Here is a 15438-nt window from a genome sequence, read left to right on the forward strand (position 1 = left end):
CGGTCCGGCCGGGAGATTGCGCGGCAATTGCGGCCGTCCAGTGCGTCGTCGACACCGCTTCGCCGAGCGACGGGCAGTATCGGCATGCGCGTTGGAGCGCCGGATTCGGCGCTCCGTTACGCGTCGAGCTGACGCACCGATGACCGCAGCGATGAGCGCGCGCCTGGCGCCCGGCACCGTCAAGCCTGAACGCAGCGTTGCTGCAGCAGACGCTTCGCCATGCCGATAACAGCCTGCACCGAGGCTTCGACGATGTTGTGGCTCATGCCGTCCCCGAAACCGGCCGCGGCACGACTTCGAGCGCTGGGTCGACGAGTATTCGCGCCATCGTTTTGCGTATGCGAATCGGCGGCTCCCGTCTCCGTCTCAACCTTCATCGACATGAGAGGCGACCGCGGCCGGTTCCCTGACCGCGGTTACTTCCGACTTCCTCAACGAGCAAGTGTGTCCGCACTGAAACCGGCGACCTGCTTGTACCTCAGTTGCCACTGCTTCAGTTCGTCGCGTGAAATGACATCGTCGATGTTGTTGAAAGGACGTCCTCCCGTGCGCTCGTCGACCACCAGCAAAATCGCATCGGGTGCGATCTCGCGATTGGCCAGCACGATGTCGGACGTCGCCTGCAGTCGGCGCGCTTCATAAATCTGCAATGCAGCGGGCCAGTTATCGCTTTCTCCAAGCAGTTCTGCAAGCGTTGTTGCGTCGATGATTGCCTGCGCGGCACCATTCGATCCGCGCGGCATCATCGGATGCGCGGCATCGCCCAGAAGCGTGACGCGCCCTTGCGTCCAGAACGAAAGAGGGTCCTGGTCGACCATCGGATACTCGTAGATCGCGTCTGCTGCACGCAGCATGGCAGGCACATCGAGCCAGTCGAACCTGCAATGCTCGAAGAGGTGAATGAAATCCTCGAGCTTGCCTTCGCGGTTCCAGTCGCGCTGATGCTCTTCCGGACGCGCATACTCGATCACCCAGTTCATGAGCTGACGGCCTTCACCGTCGATGTTGTCGCGAATCGGGTAGGTAATCAGCTTGCCGGTGCGGAACGTGCCGATGTAGCACATGCTCGCGCCTGACTGGAACGGCTTCCAGCGCGTGACGCCGCGATACTGCGTCGAACCCTGGTAGCGCGGCCGCGCCTCCCTGGGATGGAATATCCGCCGGACGACCGAATGTACGCCATCGCACGCGACGAGCACCTTACCTCGTGCTGACGAAACACGTCCTTCGTCCATCGCGTCCTCGAAGTACGCAGTCACGCCGCGATCGTCCTGATCGAACCCGACGAATCGTTGACCGAGCACGATTGCATCGTCCCCGAGACGCTTGCATGCTGCGTCGTACAGCGTCATGTGCAGGTCACCGCGATGGATCGACACTTGCGGCCAGTCCAGGCCAGCGAAGCGTCCGCGCAGCTCGTGGTCGACCAGCTGGCCATGCTGGGTGTAGAAGCTGTATTCGCGCGTCTCGATCCCCTTGTTGCATAGCTCGTCCATCAGTCCCAGCTTGTCCAGTTCACGCATGGCATGCGGCAACAGGTTGAGGCCAACGCCGAGCGGCTTGAGTTGAGGCACTGCTTCGAATACCCGGCAACGCACGCCCTTCTCGTGCAGTGCGAGCGCAAGTGTCAAGCCGCCAATCCCGCCGCCAATAACAACAACGTCCTCTGCTTCATCGTACATAGCTCACTCCATTCTCACCAATGTTCTTTCAAGGCCGCGCCGAAGCGCCATTTCATTGCCCTGCCGGTTTTGCCTCCAACTGACGGGATGCGCGTCGCCACATCGCCTGGATCGTCAGCGCCGAAACGATGACCGGCACACCCGCGAGCATGAAGATCGCCTGCGTGGACAGCCCCGCGGACAGCATCAATCCACCAAGCAGCGGACCGCCTATCGATGCGAGACGCCCGGCGCCCAGCGCCCAGCTGATGCCGGTCGAGCGCATCGATGTCGGATAGAACGCAGTGAGCATGCCGTCGGCGCCGCCTTGCCCACCGTTGACGAACAGGCCGATCATGAATGCAGCGCAGTACATCGCTTCGATGTTTCCCATCGCGACGCCCATCGACGCCACCGCTACCGCACCGGCAAGATGTACAGGAACCAGAATCGAAAACGTGCCGAACCTGTCAACGATGCGCCCGACCAGCACGGAGCCGATCGTCGCGCCAATCAGCATCACGGACGTCACATGGCTCGGCACCGCACCGTCGAGCCCGGCACGTAAAATCAGCGAGGGTAGCCACACGCCCAGGAACGTAATCTCCAGCAGATTCATCGCCATCACGAGCCAGAGCGCCACCGTACCGGAGGCGCGTCCCGGTTCGAACAGGCTCGCGACAGGGTTTCGGCTCAGCCCTTCCTCGGGTACGTAAAAACTGACCGTGTCGGGCGGATTCCAGTGCGGGTTGATGTTCCGCAGCGTTGCCCGAATGCGAAGTTGCGCGCCGGACGTGCCTCGCAACGCAAGCATGCGAATCGATTCGGGCAATACGCCGGTCAGAAGCAATGCGGCCAGCAGTGGCAAGACGCCGCCGACGACATATAGCGACCGCCACCCGTAGTGGCTTTGCAGCTGCGAAGATACGAAACCAGCGAGCGCAGCTCCGAAGGGCACCGCGCAAATCAGCAATACGACCACCGTGGAGCGCACGCGCTTGGGCGAAATTTCCGCACAGAGCGCAATCGTGTTCGGTACCGCCGCGCCCAGCCCGAGACCCGTCAGCATCCGCCACGCAAAGAACTGCTCCGCGTTCGTCGCCGTGCAACTCAGCAACGTGAAAAGCCCGAACGAGGCCGTTGAACCGATGACGAGCCAGCGTCGGCCGACGCGGTCGGCCAACGGACCGCCGAGCACGCCGGCAACGCTGGCCAACAAGCTGGCGGTGAACAGGTAGGACAACTGTTGCGGGCTCAGTTGCCACTCGTTCTTGATGGCGGGCGCGACGAATCCGAGCGAAAACTGGTCGAAGCCGTCGAGCAGCGTCACGATCATGCAGATAGCAACGATCCCGATCTGCCATGCCGTGATACCCCAAGCGTCGATCAAGGCGCCGACGTCGATCTTTTCCGTCTCCATGATGTCTCCTCCTTTCATATCCATGTCAGATCCGGGCCACATCGAGCGTGGAGGCCGCGAACAAATCCTCCATCGCCATGCATTTCCCGGACAATCCCTGCTCGTGGTGATAGCGGACGAAGGCATCGAGCGATCGCTCGTTGCCACGGATGCCGTACGACCACCAGTTGTGTCCCATACGGGCGACCGTGCTCTCGTATTCCGAGACCAGCCACGGCAGCATGACCTTCAAAGCCGCCTGCTGCCGCAATTCGCTTTCCGCGATACGCTTCGCCTGCGCGAACGCCTTGAATACGCTCGACGGCAACCACGCATGCTCGGCCACGATGGACTCACGGATGCAAACCACATGCATGATCGGAAAAATCTTCGTGTCGTCGAAATAGTCCCGTTCGACGGTCGCGAAGTCCGGGAAGAGCCTACCGATGTTCGGCTCTCGATCGATGAAGCACTGCGGTTCACGCGGTGCGATCAATGCATGAATGCGTCCGTCTCGCAGCCATTCTGTCAATGTTTCGTTATCCGGAATGCATTTGACATGCGTGCCCATCGGCGCGGCGAACGGCACCTTCTCTCGACGACCGGGTTCCTCGACACCGCCCGTCCACCACTCGATGGCAGACGGTGCAACACCGTATCGGTCCTGCAAGAGCCCCCGTTGCCAGACACCTGCGGTCAACTGATATTCGGGCGTGCCGATCGGGCGGCCAGCAAGATCCTCCGGGCGCTCAATCCCGAGATCGGTTCGGATGTAGATACCGGAATGCCGGAACGAGCGCGACAGGAACACCGGGATTGCAACATAGGGGCACTCGCCGCGCGAGCGCAGCATCGTATAGCTGCTGAACGAGAGTTCGGTGACGTCGAATTCCGCCGCGTTCAGCGCACGGAAGAAGGTCTCCTCGGCAGGCAGGTTCAGAAAATTCGCGTCACAGCCTTCGATCGTAACGCGACCGTCGAACAGGGCACGGGTCCGGTCGTATTCCCAACAAGCGACCGTAATCGGAACTTTCATGCTAGATCCCTCCAGGTAGAAGCAGGCTCAGGAAATCAGAATTTGTGCCGGATGCCGGCGACGATTGCCGTTTGGTTCTGGCTCGAGGATGGGGCGAACAGATAGATGTCGGCGGTCGCGCCGGCCGCCTTCTGGTAATTGCCGTACAGATAGAGGTCAGTGCGCTTCGACAGGAAATAGTCGATGCTCAGTTGACCCGCGTTCCAGTGCGGCGCGCGCTCGTAGCCTCCGCCGTACTTCCCCGATGTGTAGATGTATGCGGCCGACACCATCAGATCGGGCATGAGGTAGTACGATCCGTTGACATCGAAGTTGTCGAGGCGCAGGCTGGTTCCGTCGAGATAGTCGTAGCGCACGTCCGTCGCCATGGCTGCCACGCGCCACGGGCCCGCCGAATATTGACCGCCCGCGCCGAATTCGCGCTGTCGCCGCACGCCGATGCTCGGATTCAACGGACTCGCATGGAACAGGACGAACGGCGCACCTGCGTAGTCGTCGGTAACCGCCCCGCCCGCGTTGCCGCCGACACCGGGCCGGTCCATATTCAGAAATGCAGCGGCAAACCGCCAACCACCACGCTCGTACGACAGACCGGCACTGATCGTGCGGTTCACTGCCCATTGGCCGGCGGCGTTGCTCAGCGCATACAGCACCTCGGCGCGCAGGCCCGCGATCACGGGCGTTTGATACTTGATCGAATTGTTCTGCCTGTAGCTGCCGAACACGTTGTCGTTGTCGCCAATGTGCGCGCCCAGGCCCGCCGCGACGACAGCAGCCTCGAATCCGGTCAGATAGTCGAATGCGGCGTCGTACTGACGGCCGGCAGTCAACGTGCCCCACTTCGCGCTGGCCAGGCCGACAAACGCCTGGCGCCCGAACATGCGACCACCCTGTTGAAACTTGCCGTTGGTCACGTCAAAGCCGTTCTCGAGGGTAAAGATCGCCTTCCATCCATCGCCCAGGTCCTCGCTGCCCTTCAAGCCGATCCGGTTGTTCTGCAGCGTGCCGGGGATGAGCTTGACGTTGGATTTGCCCCCTTCGTTACTGACGTAGCCGATCCCTTCGGATAGCAATCCATACAACGTCACAGTGCTCTGCGCATGGGCAGCCGGCATCTGAACGTCGCACACCGCAGCGACCGCGATGCTTGCCGTCAGCAAGCGCACCCTTCTCCGCATCATCGTCGATTGCATCAAAAGTCTCCTGATATTGTCGTATTCGCCTGTTCCGGCGTTGACGGCATGCGCGAACGCGCATCGTGTGGCTATTCGTTCTGCTCGATCAGAAGATGCAGCCTCGAGAGCAGATCCCGGTCGGTCATCATGAAAAGGCGGGCGGGGGCAGCCGAGACCGCCCGGTGCGTCACCCAATGCCAATGAGGAACCGTGAAGACGTCGTGCTTGCGCCAGTCGATCGTCGTATCGCCGATCGTCGACCGCCCTTCGCCGTCGACGACAAGGCAGATCGCACTCGACGTGCTGCGCGATGCGCGCGTCTGCGCATGCCCGCTGAGTTCGAGCATGTAGCAGTCGAGCGTCGGCATGATCGCGCCACCCGTCAAAGGGTTGACGTAACGCATGCGCTTCGTGCCGTCCGACCCGGCCGGCATCGCCGAGAGCGCGGCCGACATGTGGTCGCCGGCGTAGCGGTACAGCGGCGAAAACGGCACCGCGGCGCCCGTAGGCTCCGGAACGAAGCCGCCGGCGACAAGCGACGCGTCCGGAAGCGCCGACGCGTCCAGCGGCGGAGTGAAGCCCTCAAGTGCTTCTTCGAAGAAAAAGCCGTCGAGATACTGGACAAACGGTACGTCGAGGCCGTCGAACCAGACGATTCGCTCGTCCGTGTCATTCACGTGTTCATGCCAGCACCAGGCGGGATTCGTGATGAGGTCGCCGGGCACCATCGGGCAACGTTGCCCGTTGACCAGCGTGGCGCCGCCCTTGCTCGACATGATGAACCGCAGCGCCGAGGCGCTGTGCCGGTGTGGCCGAGCCGATTCGCCCGGCTCGAGAATCTGGAATCCGGCCTGCAGGTTGGTGGTCGTAACGACCTTCGGTGCGAACGCGGGGTTCGCGAACAGCACGACGCGGCGCTCCGCTGTTTCGAGCGAGACTTCGCGTGCGGCCGTCTCGATCACGCCGGACAACGCATCCCAACGCCAGTGCATCGGCTGGTCGGTGCGGCGCGGCTCGCGGCTCGCGATTTTCATGTACAACTCCCAGAGCGGCGCAGTGTGCAAGTCGTTCATCCGCGCAAGGAGTGCTTCGTATGGTTTCATGTTCTTGATCCGAATCGTTGGTCCGATCAAGCCACACGGACCGGGACGGACATCGAACCGATGCGCGAAATCGACGCGTCGATCACGTCGCCGGGCACAACGGGCCCGACACCCGCAGGTGTGCCGGTCAGGATGACATCGCCGGGAAACAGCGTGTAGAACCGCGACGCCATCTCGATCAGCCCCGGCACGTCCACGATCAGGTCTTGCGTATTGGCCCGCTGCCGCGACTCGCCGTTGACTTTCAGCTCAATGTCGAGCCGCGACGGATCGTACAGTTCATCGGCCGTCACCAGCCAGGGCCCGAGGACCGCAAACGTGTCGACCGACTTGCGAAACGAGCGCTCCTCGGGCCCGCGCACCGTCATGTCAAGGCCGATCGCGTAGCCCGCGACATAAGACAGCGCATCATCGCGGCTCACACGATCTGCGGAGCGGCCAATGACGACCGCGAGCTCGATTTCGTGATCGTTTCGACGATCCAGATGCCGCAATCGCACGCCATCGGATGGTCCGACCAAAGCGCTCGTCGACTTCAAAAATAATCCGGCCTCCTGAATTTTATTCAGATGGTGATAGAAATTTGCGGGGTCCGCATCGGCTTCGTTCTTGTGATCGAGATAATTGACCGGTGCACAAACGATCTTGCTCGGCGTGGCGACCGGCGCGGCCCAGGTCACGGAATCCGCCGGCACCGTGGCAGCGAGCGGCCTGACATCACGAATTGCGTCGAGCACGAGATCCCAGTGCCGGTACAGCGCATCGCCAAACGACTGCGGCCATCGCTCGGACGGCAACACATCGAGGGCCGCTGTCACATCGTAAACGAGACCGCTTTCGACGACGCCGAGCCGGTCATGATTGAAACGACACAGAAACATTTCACTCTCCTCCATCTGTCTGACGTACGTGCCGACTTGCACCTGTTCGGCTTATTCCATATAGTACGTACGCAGATTATCACAAGGCAGATCAATGTCAACAAGGAATCACGATATGACTCCGTTACAGTTGAGCCGGCTGATCTGACGTTCCGGTGGCGCGCGCAAGCGAAGCGTTTGCACGACGCTCACCTGCCATCGAAGAGGAGACCTGGAAGATGACTATTCGTATTGCTGCGCTGGGTGTGAGCCATTGGCATTCGATTTATGACGCCGCCTATCTACGCCACCTGGCATGCATGCCTGGCGTCGAACTGGTCGGCGTGCAGGACGATCGACTTGACGTTGCACGAAGGCGAGCCGCCGAAGTCGGGAATCCGCCAGCGTTCGAGGCCGCGGCCCGGATGCTCGACACGCTGCAGCCCGACTTCGTGGTCGCACTCGGACGCCATGACCGAATGGCTCGAATCGCGCATGATCTGCTCGATCGCGGTCTTCCGTTCGTGATGGAGAAGCCGATGGGGTTGAATGCCGCCGAGGTCGAGTCGATCGCTGCCAGGGTACGGGCGACGGGCGCTTTCGTTGCCGTCCCGATGCCGCAGCGGCTGTCGGCATTTGCCCGCCACGCACGCCGAATGCTCGAGAACGGACAGTTCGGCCCCCTGTCCCACTTGTACATTCGAACCAACCGTTTCACGTCGGCGCGCTATCCGGCATGGGACTGTCCGTGGATGCTGGATCCGGCCGCGTCGGGCGGCGGTTGCTTGCGTAATCTGGGCATGCACGGCCTCGACATCTTTCTGTTGCTGACGGGAGGCACGGCGCACGTAACCGGCGCACAGATCGGTCACCGCGCGCTGGACACGCCAGTCGAGGACTACGCAACCGTCCTGCTGCGCACGCCCGACGGTATTTGCGGCACGATCGAGGTCGGGAATACCTATCCGCGCCGCACGACCGAAGGCGCCACACCCGGCGCCGGTCGCGACAAGTTGCTCGATGGCGCAGACGGAGAATGGAAGATTGCGGGGCGCGACGCGTTGCTGATGGCGAAGGACGGCAATATCCGAATCGTCACTGCGGACGGCGAGGAGAATTTTGTCGACCTTCCGTCCGAGAATCCTGCTTCACGTACGCTGGCGGATATTCTGTCTGCGTGGCGCGATGGGCGTCCGCCGCCCGTCGGCGTGGCCGACTGCCTGAAGGCGGTCCGGCTGATCGACGACGCTTACATGATCGCCCACGCGTGAGGTGTTCGACTGGCCGACGGAAGCTGACCGGCAATATGGCACGATTACGGCCATCATCTCGATGCGCTCTCGCCCCGAATTGATCACAGGACGTCGCATCGAAGCCGCCATGCTATGATCGGCCGGTTCAAATTCATGCAGCGCCGTCCGCTTCATGCCACAGAAGACACTCGCAGAAGTTCTGCACAAGAAGCCCGGGCACCTGATTCGCCGGCTGCAAACGCTCGCCACACGATTGTTTCTTGAAGAAGCCGACGGACTCGACGCAACGTTCGATCAGTTTTGTGTGCTGACGGCCGTCGTCGTGTCACCGGGCACCGATCAGCTTGGCATCACGTCCGCGACGGGTTTTGACCGCTCTACGGTCTCGGGCGTGCTCACGCGCCTCGAAAGCAAAAAGCTGATCGCCCGCAAAACCGACGAGAACGATCGCCGCGCGAAGCTCATCCGGCCTACGGGCTCCGGTCTGGCCTTGTATCAAAAATTGGTGATCTGCGCAGATCGCGCTGACGCCCGGATGCTCGACGCACTGCCCGCACGCGACCGCAAAGGTTTCGCTGCCATGCTGGCCCGTGTCATACGCGATACGAACGAAGCGTCGCGCGTGCCGATGGCGCGATCCAATTCCGACCCTTCCCTCGCCGCAGCGCTGCTCAACCGCCCTCTCTATTTGATGCGGCGCCTTCAGCAGTTCGCCGTGACGGTCTTTCTCGAGGAAACCGACGGCCATGACATCACGCCCGTTCAGTTTGGCGCGTTGGTGTCCGTGCTTGCATGCCCCGGCATCGACCAGATCACGTTGTCGCAAACCATCGGTTTCGACCGCAACACGCTATCCGGTGTGCTCGAACGCCTGGAACTGAAAGGCTTGATCGTGCGGGAGCCGAGCCCTTCCGATCGCCGTGCGAAGGTGTTGTACCTGACGGCGGCCGGCGACGCGCTGTATGCAACGTTGTTCGAAGCGACCGAACGCTCGAACGAACGAATGCTGCACGGGCTCGACGATGCAGAACGCGATGCGTTCGTCACATTGATGGAGCGCATCGTCTGGAGCCATGACGAGTATCACGACCAACAACGCCATTCCGTCGGTCGGTGACGCTCCCGCCGCCCTTGCCGCTTCTCGTCGCTCTAGACAGGCACGTGTCGCTCAACGCATCGATCTGCGCACGCTGCTCGAGCGCCATGCCCGCCAGCGCCTGAAACTTCGCCAGCAGCGCCGTGATGCGCGCACGTGTTTGCGACGAGGCGGGAAGTCAGGAAACGAGACTCGCGAAATCGTCCCACACCATCACGATGTTCCGCGATCGCCAGATCGGCCCCGCATCGACGTACTCGCCGGCCAGCCGGCCGTTCAACGACGCGTAAAAGGCGATCGCGGCGTCGTTTCCCTTGACGACGCTCAACGCCGCGCCCCGATACCGCATCGTTTGCAGATGCGTTGCTAGCCGGGCGAGCAGCGTGCGGCCGATGCCGCGACGCTTGAACCCGGGATCGACGTACAGGAACTTGATCTCGCCACGGCCGCCGAAGATCGGCTCCGACGGCGCGCCGGCCGCGCCGATGCCGACGATCGTGCCGTCGGTTTCCGCCACGAGCACCAATTGGTCGCCCGCGTTCGACGCCAGCTTTTCCCGCCATGTCCTGCCGCGATGGCGCTCGTCGAGGACGGCGTGCGCCTGCGCCGGCGCGAGATCGCGATAAGTATGCCGCCAGACCTTGACGTGAAAATCGGCGATCGCCTGCGCATCGTCGAGGTGGGCGGTCCTGACGGATATTACGGACATGGAAGACTCTCTCGGCTGGCTTGGCACACGCAGGCGCGGCGCACGAGCCGGATTGTCGACGATCGGGGCGACTGTGTCAGCACCCCGCGGGCGTCGCGAATCAGCGCGCAACCGCTTCCGTGTTCCGGACGCTGCCCAGAAACCGCGTCAGCTCCACCGTCTGCGGCCGCTCGAAAATCTCTTCGGCCGTCCCGCTCTCCCACACCCTGCCCTGATGCATGAACACGATCCGGTCGCTCACCGCACGCGCGAAGTTCATCTCGTGCGTGACCATGATCAACGTCATGTCCTCGCGTGCAAGCTGCGCGACGACGCCCAGCACCTCGCCGACGAGCTCGGGATCGAGCGCGGACGTGATTTCGTCGCACAGCAGCACGCTCGGCTTCATCGCGAGCGCACGCGCGATCGCGACGCGTTGCTGCTGGCCGCCGGACAGTTGTTCCGGAAACGCGTCGAACTTGTCGCCGAGGCCGACGCGCTCGAGCATCAGTTCCGCGATCGCGCGCGCCTGCTGGCGATGCGACTTTTTCACGACCGACTGCGCGAGCATCACGTTCTGCCCGGCGCTCAGGTGCGGAAACAGGTTGTACTGCTGGAACACCATGCCGACCTTCAGCCGCAGCGCACGCAGGTCCGCGTGCCGCGCATCGACGCGTTCGCCGTCGATCGAGATCGTGCCCGCGTCGATGCTCTCGAGTCCGTTGAGCGTGCGCAGCAGCGTGCTCTTGCCCGAGCCGCTGCGGCCGATGATCGAGACGACCTGCCCGCGCTCGACGGAGAAATCGATGCCCTTGAGCACATGATGGGTGCCGAAGTTCTTTTCGAGACCACGGGTTTCAACGAGCGGCATGCCATCTCCTTTGCAACGTGCGCGCATAACGGGTAAGCGGATAACAGAGCGCGAAATAGATCAGCGCGACGAGGCCGTACACGACGAACGGCCGGAACGTCGCGTTCGAGATCGCGATACCGACCTTCGTCAGCTCGGTGAAGCCGATGATCGACACCAGCGCCGTATCCTTCACGGCCTGCACGCCGAAGCCGACCGTCGGTGCGATCGCGATGCGCGCGGCCTGCGGCAGGATCACGTGACGCAACTGCTCGACGTAGCTCATGGCCAGGCTCGCCGACGCCTCCCACTGCCCTTTCGGCACCGCCTCGACGCAGCCGCGCCAGATTTCGGCGAGATACGCGCTGGTGAAGAACGTGAGCCCCGCGGTGGCCGCGATCCACGGCGGCACGTCGAGCCCGACGAGCGGCAGGCCGAAGAACACGATGAACAGTTGCATCAGCAACGGCGTGCCCTGGAATATCTCGATGTACAGCTTCGCGACGCCGCGCAGCAGCGTCGAGCTCGACACGCGCATCACGAGCAGCCCGAGGCCGACGAGGCCGCCGGACAGGAACGACACGATCGACAGCACGATCGTCCAGCGGGCCGCGAGCAGCAGGTTCGCGAGAATCTGCCCGAACGTGAAGTCGATCATCGCGCACCTCGCACACGGCGGGAGAACAGGCGGCGCCCCATCGAGCCCAGCGTGGCACGCAGCAGCAGCGCCATCGCCAGATACGCGAGCGCGATGACGATGTACGTCTCGAACGCACGGAAGTTGCGCGACTGAATGTAGCCGGCCGCATAGGTCAAGTCGGCCACCGAGATCTGCGACACGACCGCCGAGCCGAGCATCGTGATCACGATCTGGCTCGACAGCGCCGGAAACACCTTGGCGAGCGCCTGCGGCAGCACGACGTGGCGCAGCATCTGCGCGCGCGACATCGCAAGCGCGGACGCCGCCTCCAGATGCCCTTTCGGGACGGCGGCGACGCCCGCGCGCACGATCTCGACCGAATACGCGCCGAGATTGAGCGTCATCGCGAGGATCGCGGCCGTGTATTCGTCGATGTGCACGCCGAGCGCGGGCAAGCCGAAGAAGATGAAGAACAGCTGGACGACGAACGGCGTGTTGCGGATCGCCTCGACGTACGCGCCGATCAGCGGGCGCAGCCGCACGGCCGCGCGCGCGTCGGCGCTGTACGCGGCCGCGCCGAGCACGCCGAGCGCCACGCCGAGCACGGTCGCGACCGCGGTGAGCGCGAGCGTGATCGCCGCGCCGCTCGCGAACACGCCGGCGTATTCGGCAAGCTCGCCGAATTGAAGCTGGTAGCTCATGACGATGGAGTAAAGTCGGGTTCGGACAACGACACCCGCCGCGCCGGCGGTGCCGGCCGCGGCGATGTATCAGGCGACACTGCGATTCGTCACAGTCCGGCCGGCAACGGCTGGCCGAGCCACTTCTTCGACATCGCGCCCAGCGTGCCGTCCTGCTTCGCATGGGCGATCGTGTCGTCGATCTTCGCGAGCAGGCGCGGTTCGTTCTTGTTGACGCCGACGAAGCACGGCGAATTCTTGATCACGAACTTGACCTCGGGCCGGCGCGGCGGATTCTTCGCGAGAATCGCCGCCGCGACGATGTTGCCGGCCGCGATCAGTTGCACCTGCCCCGACAGGAACGCCTGGATCGTCGCGTTGTTGTCCTCGAAGCGCTTGATCGTCGCGTTCGGTGCGAGCTGCGACAGCGCGATCTCCTCGAGCGCGCCGCGGGTGGCGCCGACCGTCTTGCCGTTCAGGTCGGCGGGCGCGCTCACCTTCACGTCGGCCGGCCCGAACACGCCCTGGAAATACGGTGCGTACGCGCTCGAGAAGTCGATGACCTTCTCGCGCTCAGGCGTCCTGCCGAGCGACGAGATCACCATGTCGACCTTGTTGGTCGTCAGGTACGGAATCCGGTTCGCACTGTTCACGGGCACCAGCTTCAGCTTCACGCCGAGCGACTTGGCGAGGAGTTCGGCCATGTCGATGTCGTAGCCCTGCGGCTGCATGTCCGTGCCGACCGAGCCGAACGGCGGATAGTCTTCGGGCACCGCGACGCGCAGCGCGCCGTTTTTCGCGATGGTGTCGAGCGCGTCGGCATGCGCCGGCGCGGCAGCGAACAGCGCCATCACGGGGGCGGCGATCAGCGCAGCCAGCCAGGTGCGTCGGGGGAACGGTCGAGTCGTCGGGCTCACGGTGAATCTTCCTTGTCTGGTATGTCGTCGGGCAGCGCGCAACCGTTGCGCGGCCGCGGGTACTCCAGCAAAAACCGGGCCACCGCCGTGAAACGCTTGCCGTACCGGCACTCGACGGAAATTCCGGCGCACCGCATTCCCCATTTCGGTGCATGGGCCGGCACCGGCGCCAGCCGCTGCCCTCGCAGCGCGCGCCGGCGCACCAAATTACCTAACTGGTTCACCCCGCGAATCGGAAGTCCTGCATTGGGCGCACGCCGGCACCGGTGCATCGATCCGGGGCGCGCGGAATGAGGACATCGAAACGAAGTTCGAATTCACGCGATGCACGGCATCGCCGACGCCGTGCAGGTTGCTCGCTTTTCGCTGCGAGGCGTCATGGCCGAGGCCCGTATGCACGGATTCGAACAGGCCCGGTCCAAATTTGCATTCTGTTTGTGGTGGGAATTACAGCTGAATACGTTCGCGACGTACCGTGCCTTTCGCCGCACTCGGCGAATCGCAATCAGGACGGGTGCGCTTGATTCCGCGCACCGATCCGCCGGTACCGGTGGTTCCCGGTCGCCTCGCGATCGGGATGAATCCAATCACATCTGCGCGCGAGGATACCGTCATGGCATCGATTCCGAACCGTCGACAAGCGGCGAAACCGACAAACGCAGCTGGCTCGAATCGCACGAAGCCGGCTACCACAAGACCCTCGGCAATCGACAGGTGCAGATGATCGCGATCGGCGGGGCGATCGGCACCGGTCTGTTCCTCGGCGCGGGCGGCCGTCTGCAGGCCGCCGGACCGTCGCAAGTGGTTCGCCGAGATGGAATTCTGGTTCGCGCTGATCAAGGTCGCCGCGATCGTGCTGTTTCTCGTGATCGGCTCGGTGATCCTCGGCACGGGCGTGCAGGTCGCCGGCCACGACACCGGCATGCATCTGATCACCGACCACGGCGGCTTCTTTCCGCACGGCATGATGCCGGCGCTGGTGCTGGTGCAGGGCGTGGTGTTCGCGTTCGCGGGCGTCGAGCTGGTGGCCACCGCCGCCGGCGAATGCAAGGACGCGCGCAAGGTGCTGCCGCGCGCGATCAACAACGTGATCTGGCGCATCGCGATCTTCTACGTCGCGTCGGTGGTGCTGCTGGTCTGCCTGCTGCCGTGGAGCGCGTACAAGGCTGACCAGAGTCCGTTCGTCACGTTCTTCGGCGCGCTCGGCGTGCTGCTCAACTATCTCGTGCCGTCGAGCGTGTTCGAGATCGTGCTGAACATCGCGTCGCTCGGCATCATCAGCACGTGGGGCTTCATCGTCGTGTGCCAGATGAAGTTCCGCGCGGCGGTCGGGCGCGGCGAAGTGGACGACGTGCCGTTCAGGATGCCGGGCGCGCCCGTCACGTCGTGGCTCACACTGCTGTTCCTGCTCGGCGTGCAGGTGCTGATGGCGTTCGACTACCCGAACGGGACGTGGACGATCGCGTCGATCCCGCTGGTCGCACTGCTGCTCGTGGGCGGCTGGAAGTGGTTGAGCAGCCGCGCGCACCGTGCGTCGCTGAAGCCGACGATTCCGTCGGTCACGCTCACGCAGAACGTGCTCGAGAAGGGCAACGACTGAAACCGCGCGCAACGACGGGGGCGGTATCCGGCCCGGGCCCGGCGAAAGCCGCCGCCCGGCTCATATCACATGCGCGCTCGAGTCGGCGATCGTTGCCGGCAAATCATCGTGAGCGTAGCCCCCGACGCTCGCATGCATGGCATCAATGATGCGTATACAAACGAGGCGCCGCGGCATGACTCTGGATCACGCCCCCCGAGTCGCCCGCTGCGTTGTATTCAGGCCCATAGCCCGACGTATCGGCCTGCGGGGCCGATGCGGTCGCCTGGATGCGCGCCTCGGCCCGCTGGATCGATTGCGGATAGTGAATGTCCTTTCGGGCCGGGTTGTAACCGGCCTGCTCGGCCTGCGTGATCTGCGCGCGGACTTCCGCCCGGGTCAGGCCGTTGCTCGATTGAGCGGCCGCTGCGAATGCGGGGATGATGGCCGCCGCCAGCATGATGGTACGGATAGCGAATTTCATGATCTCGACCTCCAGTG

General features: G+C 63.4%; 16 protein-coding genes and 1 pseudogene. 3 read left to right on the forward strand and 14 right to left on the reverse strand.

Going from position 1 to position 15438, the window contains the following annotated elements:
- Nucleotides 1–179: 179 nt before the first annotated feature.
- From DIE02_RS02125 to DIE02_RS02155, 7 genes are all read right to left on the reverse strand, one after another.
- Nucleotides 180–383: a hypothetical protein gene (locus DIE02_RS02125; protein WP_124528510.1), complete on the reverse strand. Its 204-nt coding sequence runs from the start codon at nt 381–383 to the stop codon at nt 180–182.
- Nucleotides 384–431: 48 nt separating this feature from the next.
- Nucleotides 432–1682, reverse strand: coding sequence for a flavin-dependent oxidoreductase (locus DIE02_RS02130; RefSeq protein ID WP_124528512.1), 1251 nt, complete (start codon nt 1680–1682; stop codon nt 432–434).
- Nucleotides 1683–1734: 52 nt separating this feature from the next.
- Nucleotides 1735–3081, reverse strand: coding sequence for an MFS transporter (locus DIE02_RS02135; RefSeq protein ID WP_185702550.1), 1347 nt, complete (start codon nt 3079–3081; stop codon nt 1735–1737).
- Between the two features lie 25 nt (nt 3082–3106).
- Entirely contained in the window at nt 3107–4096 is a 990-nt protein-coding gene (locus tag DIE02_RS02140; protein ID WP_124528516.1) for an ABC transporter substrate-binding protein, read from the reverse strand.
- A 35-nt stretch (nt 4097–4131) separates the two neighbouring features.
- Nucleotides 4132–5289 (reverse strand): porin, encoded by a 1158-nt coding sequence (locus DIE02_RS02145; protein WP_409364358.1) that lies wholly within the window; start codon nt 5287–5289, stop codon nt 4132–4134.
- 71 nt (nt 5290–5360) lie between these two features.
- Complete coding sequence (locus tag DIE02_RS02150) at nt 5361–6404, reverse strand: cupin domain-containing protein (protein ID WP_082088610.1); 1044 nt, start codon at nt 6402–6404, stop codon at nt 5361–5363.
- The gene (locus DIE02_RS02155) at nt 6401–7255 is read right to left on the reverse strand and encodes a fumarylacetoacetate hydrolase family protein (RefSeq protein WP_124528518.1); all 855 of its coding nucleotides are present in this window, start codon (nt 7253–7255) and stop codon (nt 6401–6403) included. Before DIE02_RS02155 ends, DIE02_RS02150 begins: the two co-directional genes overlap by 4 nt.
- A 218-nt stretch (nt 7256–7473) precedes the next feature.
- On the opposite strand from DIE02_RS02155, the gene DIE02_RS02160 reads away from it, so the two are divergent.
- Together DIE02_RS02160 and DIE02_RS02165 are read left to right on the forward strand one after the other, a co-directional pair.
- Entirely contained in the window at nt 7474–8505 is a 1032-nt protein-coding gene (locus tag DIE02_RS02160; RefSeq protein ID WP_124528520.1) for a Gfo/Idh/MocA family protein, read from the forward strand.
- A 154-nt stretch (nt 8506–8659) separates the two neighbouring features.
- A complete protein-coding gene (locus DIE02_RS02165) occupies nt 8660–9604 on the forward strand; it encodes a MarR family winged helix-turn-helix transcriptional regulator (RefSeq protein WP_052664729.1) in 945 nt (314 codons plus the stop codon).
- A gap of 157 nt (nt 9605–9761) precedes the next feature.
- Here DIE02_RS02165 and DIE02_RS02170 read toward each other — a convergent pair whose 3' ends face one another.
- From DIE02_RS02170 to DIE02_RS02195, 6 genes are all read right to left on the reverse strand, one after another.
- Nucleotides 9762–10319: a GNAT family N-acetyltransferase gene (locus DIE02_RS02170; protein WP_260428045.1), complete on the reverse strand. Its 558-nt coding sequence runs from the start codon at nt 10317–10319 to the stop codon at nt 9762–9764.
- 73 nt (nt 10320–10392) lie between these two features.
- Nucleotides 10393–11142 (reverse strand): amino acid ABC transporter ATP-binding protein, encoded by a 750-nt coding sequence (locus DIE02_RS02175; RefSeq protein ID WP_044846549.1) that lies wholly within the window; start codon nt 11140–11142, stop codon nt 10393–10395.
- Nucleotides 11129–11779 (reverse strand): amino acid ABC transporter permease, encoded by a 651-nt coding sequence (locus tag DIE02_RS02180; RefSeq protein WP_124519822.1) that lies wholly within the window; start codon nt 11777–11779, stop codon nt 11129–11131. The genes DIE02_RS02175 and DIE02_RS02180 overlap by 14 nt, the downstream gene beginning before the upstream one ends.
- Nucleotides 11776–12462, reverse strand: a complete 687-nt coding sequence (locus tag DIE02_RS02185) for an amino acid ABC transporter permease (RefSeq protein WP_124528522.1) — start codon at nt 12460–12462, stop codon at nt 11776–11778. Before DIE02_RS02185 ends, DIE02_RS02180 begins: the two co-directional genes overlap by 4 nt.
- An 89-nt stretch (nt 12463–12551) precedes the next feature.
- Nucleotides 12552–13358 (reverse strand): transporter substrate-binding domain-containing protein, encoded by an 807-nt coding sequence (locus tag DIE02_RS02190; RefSeq protein WP_044846546.1) that lies wholly within the window; start codon nt 13356–13358, stop codon nt 12552–12554.
- Nucleotides 13355–13582, reverse strand: coding sequence for a hypothetical protein (locus DIE02_RS02195; protein ID WP_124519820.1), 228 nt, complete (start codon nt 13580–13582; stop codon nt 13355–13357). The genes DIE02_RS02190 and DIE02_RS02195 overlap by 4 nt, the downstream gene beginning before the upstream one ends.
- Nucleotides 13583–13976: 394 nt before the next feature.
- On the opposite strand from DIE02_RS02195, the pseudogene DIE02_RS02200 reads away from it, so the two are divergent.
- Nucleotides 13977–14958 (forward strand): annotated as a pseudogene (locus DIE02_RS02200) (hypothetical protein).
- A 142-nt stretch (nt 14959–15100) separates the two neighbouring features.
- Here the strand turns inward: DIE02_RS02200 and DIE02_RS02205 are convergent.
- Nucleotides 15101–15421 carry a DUF4148 domain-containing protein gene (locus DIE02_RS02205; protein WP_124519819.1) on the reverse strand — a complete coding sequence of 107 codons (321 nt, stop codon included), beginning with the start codon at nt 15419–15421 and terminating at the stop codon, nt 15101–15103.
- Between the last annotated feature and the right edge of the window lie 17 nt (nt 15422–15438).

Origin of the sequence: Burkholderia sp. Bp8991, from assembly GCF_003853795.1 — a bacterium.
Lineage (GTDB): Bacteria > Pseudomonadota > Gammaproteobacteria > Burkholderiales > Burkholderiaceae > Burkholderia.